This window comes from Pseudomonas sp. 1L-E-NC-VB-C3 (genome assembly GCF_057291535.1).
The window spans coordinates 59,051-70,917 of record NZ_JBXAWD010000008.1 but is presented as its reverse complement, the minus strand read 5'-3'; the positions used below and the strand labels follow the sequence as shown (position 1 = coordinate 70,917).

Annotated in this window: 12 protein-coding genes; 8 read left to right on the top strand and 4 right to left on the bottom strand. The window is 60.6% G+C overall.

Annotation, left to right across the window (positions count from 1 at the left end; genetic code table 11):
• The first annotated feature begins 131 nt into the window (after positions 1-131).
• Complete coding sequence (gene ispH / locus AC0Z5Z_RS14590; protein WP_016773129.1) at positions 132-1,076, top strand: 4-hydroxy-3-methylbut-2-enyl diphosphate reductase; 945 nt, start codon at positions 132-134, stop codon at positions 1,074-1,076.
• Here ispH and AC0Z5Z_RS14585 read toward each other — a convergent pair.
• Positions 1,033-1,602, bottom strand: coding sequence for a GspH/FimT family pseudopilin (locus tag AC0Z5Z_RS14585; RefSeq protein ID WP_375122706.1), 570 nt, complete (start codon positions 1,600-1,602; stop codon positions 1,033-1,035). The genes ispH and AC0Z5Z_RS14585 overlap by 44 nt on opposite strands.
• 130 nt (positions 1,603-1,732) lie before the next feature.
• On the opposite strand from AC0Z5Z_RS14585, the gene AC0Z5Z_RS14580 reads away from it, so the two are divergent.
• The 7 genes from AC0Z5Z_RS14580 to thiO are packed head-to-tail and all read left to right on the top strand — an operon-like array spanning position 1,733 to position 8,503.
• On the top strand, positions 1,733-2,206 hold the full coding sequence (locus AC0Z5Z_RS14580; protein ID WP_041477800.1) for a GspH/FimT family pseudopilin: 474 nt from the start codon (positions 1,733-1,735) through the stop codon (positions 2,204-2,206).
• The gene (gene pilV / locus AC0Z5Z_RS14575) at positions 2,203-2,652 is read left to right on the top strand and encodes a type IV pilus modification protein PilV (RefSeq protein WP_071173641.1); all 450 of its coding nucleotides are present in this window, start codon (positions 2,203-2,205) and stop codon (positions 2,650-2,652) included. Before AC0Z5Z_RS14580 ends, pilV begins: the two co-directional genes overlap by 4 nt.
• Positions 2,649-3,362, top strand: coding sequence for a PilW family protein (locus AC0Z5Z_RS14570; RefSeq protein WP_056790483.1), 714 nt, complete (start codon positions 2,649-2,651; stop codon positions 3,360-3,362). Before pilV ends, AC0Z5Z_RS14570 begins: the two co-directional genes overlap by 4 nt.
• A gap of 10 nt (positions 3,363-3,372) precedes the next feature.
• Positions 3,373-3,852: a pilus assembly PilX family protein gene (locus AC0Z5Z_RS14565; RefSeq protein ID WP_095181844.1), complete on the top strand. Its 480-nt coding sequence runs from the start codon at positions 3,373-3,375 to the stop codon at positions 3,850-3,852.
• Entirely contained in the window at positions 3,839-6,928 is a 3,090-nt protein-coding gene (locus AC0Z5Z_RS14560; protein ID WP_485611243.1) for a pilus assembly protein, read from the top strand. The genes AC0Z5Z_RS14565 and AC0Z5Z_RS14560 overlap by 14 nt, the downstream gene beginning before the upstream one ends.
• 15 nt (positions 6,929-6,943) lie before the next feature.
• Positions 6,944-7,345, top strand: a complete 402-nt coding sequence (locus tag AC0Z5Z_RS14555) for a type IV pilin protein (RefSeq protein ID WP_375122704.1) — start codon at positions 6,944-6,946, stop codon at positions 7,343-7,345.
• A 57-nt stretch (positions 7,346-7,402) separates the two neighbouring features.
• A complete protein-coding gene (gene thiO / locus AC0Z5Z_RS14550) occupies positions 7,403-8,503 on the top strand; it encodes a glycine oxidase ThiO (RefSeq protein WP_252878916.1) in 1,101 nt (366 codons plus the stop codon).
• Between the two features lie 92 nt (positions 8,504-8,595).
• On the opposite strand, the gene AC0Z5Z_RS14545 is transcribed toward thiO, so the two are convergent.
• From AC0Z5Z_RS14545 to AC0Z5Z_RS14535, 3 genes are read right to left on the bottom strand one after another with little or no spacing between them, the layout of a single operon-like run.
• Complete coding sequence (locus AC0Z5Z_RS14545) at positions 8,596-9,942, bottom strand: sigma-54-dependent transcriptional regulator (RefSeq protein ID WP_375122703.1); 1,347 nt, start codon at positions 9,940-9,942, stop codon at positions 8,596-8,598.
• The gene (locus AC0Z5Z_RS14540; protein WP_305381549.1) at positions 9,939-11,528 is read right to left on the bottom strand and encodes a sensor histidine kinase; all 1,590 of its coding nucleotides are present in this window, start codon (positions 11,526-11,528) and stop codon (positions 9,939-9,941) included. The genes AC0Z5Z_RS14545 and AC0Z5Z_RS14540 overlap by 4 nt, the downstream gene beginning before the upstream one ends.
• Positions 11,518-11,751, bottom strand: coding sequence for a PP0621 family protein (locus tag AC0Z5Z_RS14535; protein ID WP_016773138.1), 234 nt, complete (start codon positions 11,749-11,751; stop codon positions 11,518-11,520). The genes AC0Z5Z_RS14540 and AC0Z5Z_RS14535 overlap by 11 nt, the downstream gene beginning before the upstream one ends.
• Positions 11,752-11,867: the final 116 nt, after the last annotated feature.

Here is an 11,867-nt window from a genome sequence, read left to right as displayed (position 1 = left end):
GATTCTGAGATAAGTCCGTTGAAGGTCTGCGACTGCTACACAGCCGAGCGGGGATGATTCCCCTCGCCACAACAAGCAGGTCTCCACAGTCTGTTTTCCATTGTTTTCGCGCGCAAGACACGAGGCACAGCATGCAAATCAAACTCGCCAACCCCCGTGGCTTCTGCGCCGGTGTGGACCGGGCGATCGAAATCGTCAACCGCGCCCTGGAAGTCTTCGGGCCGCCGATCTATGTGCGTCATGAAGTGGTGCACAACAAGTTCGTCGTCGAAGACCTGCGCAGCCGTGGCGCGATTTTCGTCGAAGAGCTCGATCAGGTGCCCGATGACGTGATCGTCATCTTCAGCGCCCACGGTGTTTCCCAAGCCGTACGCAACGAAGCTGCAGGTCGTGGCCTGAAAGTCTTCGATGCAACCTGCCCGCTGGTGACCAAGGTGCACATCGAAGTCGCCAAATACAGCCGCGACGGTCGTGAATGCATCCTGATCGGCCACGCCGGTCACCCGGAAGTCGAAGGCACCATGGGCCAGTACGACGCCAGCAATGGCGGCGCGATCTACCTCGTCGAAGACGAAAAGGACGTGGCCGCTTTGCAAGTGCGCGATCCGGAAAGACTCGCTTTCGTGACTCAGACAACCTTGTCGATGGACGATACCAGCCGTGTGATCGATGCCCTGCGCACGCGCTTCCCGGCCATCGGTGGCCCGCGCAAGGACGACATCTGCTACGCCACACAAAACCGCCAGGACGCCGTCAAGCAACTGGCCGACGAGTGCGACGTGGTACTGGTGGTCGGCAGCCCGAACAGCTCCAACTCCAATCGCCTGCGCGAATTGGCTGAGCGCATGGCGACTCCGGCCTACCTGATCGACGGTGCCGAGGACCTGCAACAGAGCTGGTTCGACGGCGTCGAGCGCATCGGTATTACCGCTGGCGCCTCCGCACCGGAAGTGCTGGTCCGGGGCGTGATCCAGCAATTGCAGGCCTGGGGCGCGACTGGTGCCGACGAGCTGGCTGGCCGTGAGGAGAACATCACGTTCTCGATGCCGAAAGAGCTGCGCGTCCGTTCGATCTGACGCTTCTGCCTTTGTCGCACAGCGCCTGCTCGGTTTCCTGACTGTTCAGGCGCACGCGACCGGTTGCCGCCAGCACGATCTGCCGCTGGCTGACCGGCTCGCGCGGCGAGCAGACGTGTATTGTCCCCGCCTGAAATCGCCGTCCCGGCATCAGCGGCTGTCCCAGATGACTGAACCGCACGTAGCGGCTCACCCACCAGTTGCCGACAATCGCCACCTTCGCCTCACTGGCGCGTTCAACCAGCAGCGGATTGCTGCTGTCCTCCGGCCCCTTGCCGCTAAGATCCAGAATGATTCGCCAACCCTGACTCCAGTCGCCGTCAATGCCATGGATCACCACACTTTGATTGTGGGTCATAGCCAGGGTGCGAGCGTGGCGGATGCCCTCGAGCAGCGACTGCGCTGCGTGGTCGCGCTGAGTCGCTTGCTTGAGCGCGGCGAACACCGGGCTGACCAGCAGCAGAACAATTGCGCCAATCGCCAGTCCCATAAGCAGTTCAATCAGGCTGAAACCGTGTTGCGGCATGAAAAATCCCTCCGTGGAATGGTATGAGCAGCGCAATCCGTGCGCCGCGCAGGGCAAATCAGTCGGCGCGTGCCGAGCGAATGTTCTAGCGTGTAAAAGCAGGTATAGCCGACGGCAACGGAGGGCACCGATGGATCTTCGTACAAAAGGTTTCACGCTGGTCGAGTTGCTGGTCGCCATTGCGGTGTTCCTGATACTGATCACGCTGGCGGTGCCGGCCTTTACCCGTACGATCCAGAGCAGCAAGGCGGATACCGAAGTCGGCGACTTGCAGCGGGCAATCAATTTCGCTCGCCTCGAGGCAATCAACCGCGGCGTCACGACACGTCTGCGTCCGACCGCTGGCGGCAGTGTCTGGACCGGTGAGCTGGCGGTCTACGACAGTACTGGCAATCCGGCCAATGTGTTGCGGGTTGTTCCAGCAATGAGCAGTGGCGCGACTCTGACGCTACCCTCAGGAGTGACCGCACTGGATTTCAACAATCTCGGCGGTCTGGCGGCACCGTCGACGGCGGTGGTCATCGGTTACACGCTGGGCACGCAAAGCAGGACGCTGAACGTGTGTTTGAACGGACGCATTCAATTGGGTGGAAATTGCGGATGAGGGCAGGGAGCAAAAACGCACAGGAGGGCATGACGCTGATCGAAGTGCTGGTCGCGTTGCTGATTCTTACCGTCGGGCTGTTGGGCGCAGCGGCGGTGCAGCTCAATGCGCTGAAGTACACCGACAGTTCGCGGATGACCAGTCAGGCCAGTTTCATCGCCTATGACATGATGGATCGCATCCGCGCCAATTCCGGCGCCAACTACACCGTCACGCCACCGACCTCGGGCAATCTGAGTAATGCGCGGGATCAGGATCTCTACGATTTCACCACCAACATCGCCAACTTCGGCGGCCCGACCGCGACGGGCAGCATCACCCTCAATCAGCGGGTCTACACCATCACCATTACCTGGAGCGATGCGCGCGCGGCGAACGCTGCCAGTGCACAGCGCAGTTTCGTGCTGAGCAGCCGGGCGGCGGTCGATCCGGTGGCCACACCATGAAGTACGCCAGCCGTGGTTTCGGCCTGATTGAGCTGCTGATTGCCCTGGCTTTGGGGCTGATCGTCGTGCTCGGCGTGGTACAGATTTTCATCGCCGCAAAAAACACTTACGTCAGTCAGAACAGCGCCGCAGCGATGCAGGAAGATGCGCGCTTCGTTCTCAGCAAAATGATTCAGGAAATCCGTATGGTCGGCATGTTCGGCTGCCTCGGCACCATCGTCGACTCCAGTTCTGCAGGGGATTTCAACACCGCGCAACTCATCCCGATCAACTGGGATAACGCCAGTCTCAAGCTGACCATGGTCACCGCCGATGTCGGCAGCGGCGGGGGAACGCCGACCTGGACGGTGATTTCCGATTGTCGCAACAGCGCGGTCGCCTACAGCGGATTGCGCAGCCCGACCACGGGGCAGATCGCGTTCCCGATCCGGCGCCTGATCTACAGCTTCAGCAATAACCAGATCCTCATGGGCACTGGCAGCGGCAATCCGGCGCAGCAAGTGCTGGTGAACAACGTCAGCGCCTTCAACGTCACATTCGGTCTGGCCAGCTCCGCGACCGACGTCGCAGCTTCAACGTACAGCAGCAACCCCGGCGATCCGGCGCGCATCCGCAGCGTGCGCCTGAGCCTGACCCTCACCGACCCGAACAATCGGGTGCGCAATCAAACCTTCAACGTGGTTGCGGCATTGCGCAACCGCTTGCCATGAGGGGGCGGCGATGAGGATTTCCTTGCAACAACGTCAGGCCCAGCGCGGCATGGTCCTGTTGGTGAGCCTGGTGTTTCTGCTGTTGCTCACATTGATCGGTTTGTCCTCGATGCAGAGCGCCAACCTGCAAGAGAAAATGGCCGGCAGCGTAAGCCTGCGCAATCAATCGTTTCAGGCTGCGGAAGCGGCGTTGCGTATCGGCGAAAGTGCGGTGCAGCTGGACAGTTACTCGTTGGCGGTGTGCAGCGGCACGACCCAATGTCTGCCGCCGGCGGAGTCGTCAGTGGTCAGCTCGGCCGGCTTCAATTCGACCTCCGGGGTGACCTGGATCGCCGCCGGTAATGGCTTTTATGGCGTGCAGAACATCGGCACGACCCTGACGGCGGTGAACGTGCCGAGTAACACTTCGGCGACGTTGTATCGAGTCACTGCGGTCGGCATCGCCGGCAATTCGCGTAGCGTGGTGGAGAGTGTCTATGCGAAGTATTGAGCGCGGCCTGTCGCTGCTGATCGGCATGCTGCTGAGTTGCTACCTGGCGGCACCGGCCTGGGCTTTCACGCCTTCCGATTCGCCATTGCTGAGCGCGGCTGCGGTGGCGCCCAACGTGATGCTGCTGATCGATGACTCGGGGAGTATGAACAGCATCATCTACGCCGCCGGATTCGACCCGAACGTCAACCGCACTCCCGCCCGGCAGTGCAATGCCTTCCTCGGCTTGTGCTCTGCACTCAATGCGCCGCAGATTACTGGCGACACAGTGTTTCTATCGAGCCTGCCGACTTCCGGGTGCTCGGGAGGCGCCTATGCGTTCTACAACAACAGCGTGGCGCCGTTGTGCCTCAAGCTCCCCGACCCGGTAGGCAACGAGAGCACTCGGTATTCCGCCGATTACATTTCCTACATAGTCAGCCTCGCCAACAGCACCGGCACCCGCGACTTCACTACGGGGGCGATTCCCAACGATTACCGGATGAACGTGGCGCGCAACGTTTCCACCGCACTGGTGAGCAGCAACCGCACTTTGCGCATGGGCCTGTCGACATTCAATCCGGCGACCAGCAGCAACCCGGGCAACGGCGGTTTCATCGCCCGCTCGATCACCGATTTGTCACCCGTCGCGGGCAGCGTCACCCAGGCCCAGGCAGACACCAACTACAACGCGCTGATTTCATCGATCAACGGCTTGAACGCCGTGGCCAACACTCCGTTGGCCGAGAGCTACTACGAAGTCACGCGCTACATGCGTGGCTTGGCGCCTTACTACAACGGCACACCGGCGAGCTATACCAGTCCGATTCAATACCGCTGCCAGAAAAACTACGGCGTGGTGATTACCGATGGCTTGCCAACCTATGACCGTACCTTCCCGACCAACGATCCGCTGGGAGGCAGCCGGCTACCGAACTGGGATGGCGTGAATAACGATGGCGACAACCTCAACGGTGACGGTGAAGGCGACACGCTTTATCTGGATGACATCGCCAAATTCGCCTTCGACATCGACATGCGTTCGACCGGTACTGACGCAGCAGGCAAGAGCTGGAACGCGGTGGATTTTCCCCGGCAGAACATGAACACCTACACCGTGGGTTTCGCGGCGGATAACGACATGTTGTCCGACGCCGCCAGTTACGGGCAGGGCAGGTACTACCAGGCGACCGACAGCTCCGGGCTCAATGCGGCGTTATCGTCGGCATTGAGCGATATCACTTCCAAGGCCGGCTCCGGTGGTGCCGGCGTCGCCAGCAGCAGCACCTTGAGCAGTGGCAGCAGTTTTTACCAGACCACTTACGATCCCAAGGATTGGCGGGGCACGATCAGGTCGTTCGGCTTTACCTCGACCGGCACGGTAAATACCTCGGCGGCGCAATGGTCGACCGACACCACCATCGTGCCCTCTGCCACAGCGCCGACTTTCCAGTCATGGAACACCTTGAGCAACACGCCTATTGCCCTGGCACTCCTCAACTTTTCCCCGGCGCAGCAGACTACGCTGAATCAGGGGTTGCCCGCCGGAATCAACGGTAATGATCTGGTGGAGTGGAGCAAAGGGACCAACAGGGCCGGGCTCAAAGTGCGCACTGCGCTGCTGGGCGACATCATCAATTCGCCGCTGGTGCTCGCGTCGCCTTCGGACAAGACCGCATCCGATCTGACGGGTGACAGCAGTTACACCAACTACCTGACGACCAAGGCTGCGAACATGAACACCAGTCTGGTGGTGAACGCCAACGACGGTTTCGTCAACGTGATCAATTCGGCGAATGGCACCCGCCGTTATGCCTATATGCCCTCCAGCGTGCTGCCTTCCCTGCGACTGATCGCGGACACCAACTACATCAACGGCGTCAGCCACAAATTTCTGGTGGATGGTCAGGTCGGCGTGTTCGATGCGCAGGCCGGTACCACCTGGAAAACCCTGGCCATTGGCGGAACGGGGGCCGGCGGCAAAACCTTCTATGGGCTGCAACTGTTCGATGCCTCGGCAGGCAACGTGATCAAGGCACTGTGGGAAGTCAGTGCGCCGGCTACGGCCAATGCGTCGAATGCTTTCAATGATCTGGGTTACGCCTACGCCCGTCCGGAAGTCGCACGCTTGGCCAATGGTCGCTGGGCGACATTCATCGCCAATGGTTACGGCAGCAATTCGGGGGTTGCAGCGTTGTATGTGCTGGATGCGCTGGATGGTTCGCTGATCAGGAAAATCGTCATCGACAGCACGGAAACCACTAACGGTCTGTCTTCGGTAAAACTCAGGGTCAATTCCTCGAACGTAGTGCAGGCTGCCTACGCTGGTGACCTGAAGGGGCGTATGTGGAAATTCGACTTGAGCGCACCCGGGGCAGAAAGCTGGGGCGTGGCGTTTGCCGGCAAGCCATTGTTCACCGCCCCGGGCGGGGCAACGCAGCCGATCACCGCGCAACCGCTGCTGGCGGATAATCCGCAGGGCGGCAAGCAAGTGTTCTTTGGCACCGGCAAGTTCAACGAGACTGCCGACAAGACCAACAAGGATCTGCAGGCGTTCTATTCGATCTGGGATGCGGAAGGAGGCTCAGGGCAAATCACCGTTAGCAGCTTGCAGGCACAGGCGATTACCGGCTCGTTCTCCGGCAGTTCCGGGCAGTTTCTGACCACCAGCCAGAATGAAACGACGTATCCGGCAGAGAAAGGCTGGTATCTGCCGCTGGTGTATAACAACGTGCTGACCGGTGAACGCGTGATCAATCAGGCCAGTATTGTATTGGGGCGAGTTGTTTTCACCACTGCCAGCGTCGATACCACCGACCCTTGTTCGAGTTTTGGTACGGGCAGGTTGGTCGAACTCGATGCGTTCAACGGTAAGATGCTCAACTACGCCGTGATCGACACCACCGGCGACCGTTTGGTCGACAGCAACGATACGATATCCAGCGGCGTGATTTTTACCGGCGGCATTCCGACCCTGAACTTCATCTCCGCTAACGGCGAGCGCAAGGGCACGACTGACACCAGCGGCGCGGTCACGGTCATTGTGGAAAAGGGTGGCGGCGGCAGCCGTCGTATCATGTGGCGACAAATCCAGTAAGCGAGAATTTGAGGCATGCGCAGAACCAGCCGAGGTTTTACCCTGATCGAGATCATGATCGTCATCGCGATTATCGGGATCATCCTCACCATCAGTATCCCCAGCTATAACGAATACGTGAAGAAGGGCCGTCGCGCCGAAGTGGTCTCGCTGCTCTCGGAGCAGGCGCAGACCCTCGAACGCTTCTACACCCGCAACAATGTCTACACCGGCGTCACCGGACTGAGCACGGGCAATGATTTCTACACCATCACCCCGACGCTGACCGACCAGACCTTTGTGCTCACCGCGATTCGTAAAACCGGCTCGGCCATGGCCACCGACAAGTGCGGGGATTTCACCCTGACCAACACCGGCGTGCGAAGCATGAACAGCGCGACCACCGGAGTGACCGCCAAGGATTGCTGGGGCCGCTGACGCATTCTTTTTCGGGCGCCTTTTGCGCCCACTGTCTTTTTTACGGTTGGATCAAACATGACCAGGCAACAGCAAGTGGTGATTGTCGGCGGCGGGGTGATTGGCCTGCTCACTGCCTACAATCTCGCCTCCGAAGTGCGCAGCGTGGTGCTGCTGGATCGCTCGAATGTCGGCCAGGAATCGTCCTGGGCTGGCGGCGGCATCGTCTCGCCGTTATACCCGTGGCGCTACAGTCCGGCAGTCACCGCGCTGGCGCATTGGTCGCAGGATTTTTATCCACAGCTCGGCGAGCGCTTGTTTGCTGACACTGGGGTTGATCCTGAAGTGCACACCACTGGTCTGTATTGGTTGGATCTGGACGATGAAGCCGCAGCCATGGCCTGGGCCGCGCGGGAAAATCGGCCGCTGCGGGCTGTGGATATCTCGGCGGCACATGACGCGGTGCCGGTGCTCGGCAGCGGTTTCAGCCGAGCGATCTACATGGCCGATGTCGCCAACGTGCGCAATCCACGGCTGGTCAAATCGCTGAAAGCCGCGCTGCTGGCGCTGCCGAACGTGACGATTCACGAGCAATGCGAAGTCAGTGGTTTCGTCCGCGAGGACGAGCGCGTGGTTGGCGTGCAAACCTCCACTGGGGTGATGAGCGGCGACGAGTTTGTGCTGACGGCGGGGGCGTGGAGCGGCGATCTGCTCAAGACGCTGAACCTGACGCTGCCGGTCGAACCGGTCAAAGGCCAGATGATTCTCTACAAGTGCGCGGCTGATTTCCTGCCGAGCATGGTGCTGGCCAAGGGACGTTATGCGATCCCGCGTCGCGACGGTCACATTCTGATCGGCAGCACGCTGGAGCACGAAGGTTACGACAAGACCCCGACCGATTTAGCGCTGCAAAGCCTCAAGGCCTCGGCGATCGAATTGTTGCCGGCGCTGGCGGACGCCGAAGTGGTCGGGCACTGGGCCGGGCTGCGGCCGGGGTCGCCGGAAGGGGTTCCCTTTATTGGCCGGGTGCCGGGGTTCGAGGGGTTGTGGCTGAACTGCGGGCATTACCGCAACGGGCTGGTGTTGGCGCCGGCGTCGTGTCAGTTGTTTGCTGACGTGATGCTGGGGCGGGCGCCGATTATTGATCCGGCGCCGTATGCGCCTGAGGGCCGGATTTAGTCAGAGGCTGGTAGACCGCCTTCGCGAGCAGGCTCGCTCCCACAGGAATACTCATTCCAAATGTGGGAGCGAGCCTGCTCGCGAAGGGGCCTTCAATCCAGTCCCAATTTCTTCAGCCGATAACGCATCGACCTGAACGACAGACTCAACCGCTGCGCCGCCGCCGTGCGGTTCCAGCGGGTTTCCTCCAGCGCCTGCAAAATCAGCTTCCTCTCGACGCTCTCCAGATAATCCTCAAGATTGTCGACCTGCGTCAGATCGGCCATCGCGCCATCCGCCGTGCAATTGCCTTCGCTCAAACGCAGATCCTGCGCTTCGATCGTGCGGTTTTCACACAAGGTGTGCGCGCGTTCGAGAACATTCTCCAGTTCGCGCACGTTGCCGGGAAAGCGATAGTTCTTCAGCGCCTCCAGCGCTTGCGGGTGCAGGCGCGCTTCGGGTTGTCCGGTGTCTTTGGCCAGGCGCTTGAGTACGTGCATGGCAAGCGCCTCGATGTCGTCGCGGCGTTCGCGCAGGGACGGCACGCGCAGTTCGATGACGTTGAGCCGGTAATACAGATCCTGGCGGAAGCGTTCGGCCGAAACTTCGGCTTCAAGGTCTTTGTGCGTGGCGCAAAGGATGCGTACGTCGACCACCGTTTCTTGCTGGCCGCCGACGCTGCGCACGGCTTTTTCCTGAATCGCCCGCAGCAGTTTTACCTGCATCGACAGCGGCAGGTCGGCGACTTCATCGAGAAACAGAGTGCCGCCATGGGCCGCCTGGAATAGCCCCGGCTTGTCTTCGACGGCACCGGTGAAGCTGCCTTTGCGGTGGCCGAAAAATTCGCTTTCCATCAGTTCCGACGGAATTGCCCCGCAGTTCACCGGCACAAACGGCTGGCTGGCGCGCGGGCCTTGTTCGTGAATCAGACGCGCGACCAGTTCTTTGCCGCTGCCGGATTCACCACTGATGTACACCGGCGCCTGACTGCGTGCGAGCTTGTCGATCTGCTTGCGCAGATTGGCCATCGGCGGCGAATCGCCCAGCAAGCGTCGCTCGATTGCCGTGCTCAAGCCGCCCGCTGTCGGCAGGCGCAGCGCCGAGCTGACCAGTTCACGCAGGCGCGGCAGCTCCACCGGTTTGGTGAGGAAATCGAACGCCCCGGCCTTCAATGCATTGATGGCCGTTTCCAGGCTTCCGTACGCAGTGATCATCGCCACTGGCAGGTTTGGATCGCGTTGCTGAATGTGTTGCACCAGCTCCAGCCCGGTGCCGTCGGGCAGGCGCATGTCGGTCAGGCACAGGTCAAAGTGCTCGCGCTGCAACAGCGCCTGAGCCTCGCCCAGATTGCGTGCGCTGAAGGTCTCGAGTTTCATCCGTCCCAGGGTGATTTCCAGGAGCTCGCGGATATCCGGTTCGTCGTCGACGATTAGAATTTTTTGCCGTGGGCTTGTATTCAACTTTGTTTCCGTCCGTGAGCAAAAGTGATGCAAAAGCAGCCGCCGCCTTGGCGTGATTTGAAGTCTAGGCGTGCCTGGTTGCTTTCGCACAGCTCACGGGACAGATAAAGGCCAAGACCGGTGCCCTGACTGCTCGTAGTGAAGAACGGCTCAAACAGATGCGCCTGTTCATCGGCCGACACGCCGGGGCCGTTGTCCTGCACTTCGAGCACTGCCAATTGGCTGTCGGGGTCGACGAACAGTGCCAGCCAGACGTCGGCCTGCTCGTGCAGTTGGGCACTGTGACGCCAGGCGTTGCGGATCAGATTGTCGAGAATCTGCCGCAGCTGGTTGGGGTCCATCAGTGTGGTGAAATCGCCGGAATTGATTCGCAGATGAATGTGCTGGCGTTCGGTGGCCTGCTCGCGGGTTTCGCCGACGAAGTCTTCCAGCCACGGCTTGAGGTCCAGCCGTTGCGGCGCGCTTTGCTGGCGGCGGGACAGTTGCAGGACGTTTTCGATGACTCGGTTCATGCGCTGGGAGTGGTCTTGAATAATCTGCGTCAGACGTCGATCTGCGCTATCGAGTTCCTCGGACTCGGCCAACAGCTGCGCGGCATGACTGATCGCGCCCAGTGGATTGCGAATTTCATGGGAGATGCCGGCGGTCAAACGCCCGAGCGCAGCGAGCTTGAGTTGCTGGGCTTGTTGGGTGATTTGCGCCAGGTCTTCGAGAAACACCAGTGTCTGCTGGTTCGGACTCTGCTCGAGAGCGATGAAGCTGGGTTGCAGCTCAAGGCCATTGCCGGGGATTTTCAGGCTCTGCGGGCGCAAGGTCGGGTTGTTGCGCCACAGTTGCAGGCGCTCGACGAGTGCTGGCGAATATTCGTCGATCAAATGACCTTGCAGGTGACTATGGCCGAGCAGACTCTGCGCACTGTGATTGGCCAGTTGCACCCGGCGTTGTTCGTCGAGCACCAGAATCCCCGTGCGCATGCGTTGTAGGATCAACGCGTTCAACGCCTCTAGGCTGACCACTTCGCTGGCGCGTTGTTCGGCCAGGTTCTCGCTGACTTCGAGGCGACGAATCAGCCCTTGCACCAGCAGTGAGGCGGCGAAGCACAGCGCGCCGAGGGTGCCGGCTTGCAGGTACGCGTTGGCGCTCAAGGGGCGGCTGAGTCCCAGCAGAAAACTCAGGCCGACAATGCCGATCGCCGCAATGGCGGCAATCAGCAGGCCGATGCGTCGGCGCAGCAGGGTGTTGCTGATCGCCACCGAGACCACCAGCAAATTGCCCAGCGCACTGGCCACGCCGCCGGCCGCGTAGAACAGGCCGCACAACAGCAGCACATCGACAAGCGCCAGGGTGAACAACTGCGCCGGGCGCCGGGTGTTTTCAAGGAACACCACCAGCAGCATATTGATGATCAGGTACAGCCAGCTGCCACCGCGCAGCAGATCGTCGTTGGCCGACGTCAGCAGGCGGTTGTCCATGTTGCTGGAGATCAGCAACACCAGAGTGATGCCGACACTTAAACGGTACAGGTGATAAAGGCGCAGCAGACGCTGCGCCTGTTTCTGGTCGGCGTTGACGGCCTCAGCGACCACTGGCGCCCGGGCCTTGCTCGAGATGAGCCTGGCTGCAATACCACAGTTGCTGGTTGCCCAGCGCGCGGTCGCGCGGCAGGTGCACCCCGCAGTGGGCGCAACGCACCATCGGCGGCGCGTCCTGTTCGCGCGGCGATCGGGTGGACGAGGCGGGGGCCTTGAATTTGCGCCAGAGCCAGATGGCGGCGAAGATCAGGGCAATCCAGAACAATAAACGAAGCATGATGAGCGGCTTTTCGACTGATGATCCGGCAGTTTAGCCAAGGACCCGATCAGCGCACAGCCTATTAAAGCGCGGCAATAAAAAAGGGAGATCCGCAGATCTCCCTTTTCACATAG

Excerpts from the sequence above, each read along its gene's own strand:
- AC0Z5Z_RS14535 (WP_016773138.1), bottom strand. The coding sequence starts at position 11,751 with ATGCTTCGTTTATTGTTCTGGATTGCCCTGATCTTCGCCGCCATCTGG.
- thiO (WP_252878916.1), top strand. The coding sequence starts at position 7,403 with ATGACCAGGCAACAGCAAGTGGTGATTGTCGGCGGCGGGGTGATTGGC.
- ispH (WP_016773129.1), top strand. The coding sequence starts at position 132 with ATGCAAATCAAACTCGCCAACCCCCGTGGCTTCTGCGCCGGTGTGGAC.
- AC0Z5Z_RS14565 (WP_095181844.1), top strand. The coding sequence starts at position 3,373 with ATGAGGATTTCCTTGCAACAACGTCAGGCCCAGCGCGGCATGGTCCTG.
- AC0Z5Z_RS14570 (WP_056790483.1), top strand. The coding sequence starts at position 2,649 with ATGAAGTACGCCAGCCGTGGTTTCGGCCTGATTGAGCTGCTGATTGCC.
- AC0Z5Z_RS14560 (WP_485611243.1), top strand. The coding sequence starts at position 3,839 with ATGCGAAGTATTGAGCGCGGCCTGTCGCTGCTGATCGGCATGCTGCTG.
- AC0Z5Z_RS14585 (WP_375122706.1), bottom strand. The coding sequence starts at position 1,602 with ATGCCGCAACACGGTTTCAGCCTGATTGAACTGCTTATGGGACTGGCG.
- pilV (WP_071173641.1), top strand. The coding sequence starts at position 2,203 with ATGAGGGCAGGGAGCAAAAACGCACAGGAGGGCATGACGCTGATCGAA.
- AC0Z5Z_RS14555 (WP_375122704.1), top strand. The coding sequence starts at position 6,944 with ATGCGCAGAACCAGCCGAGGTTTTACCCTGATCGAGATCATGATCGTC.
- AC0Z5Z_RS14580 (WP_041477800.1), top strand. The coding sequence starts at position 1,733 with ATGGATCTTCGTACAAAAGGTTTCACGCTGGTCGAGTTGCTGGTCGCC.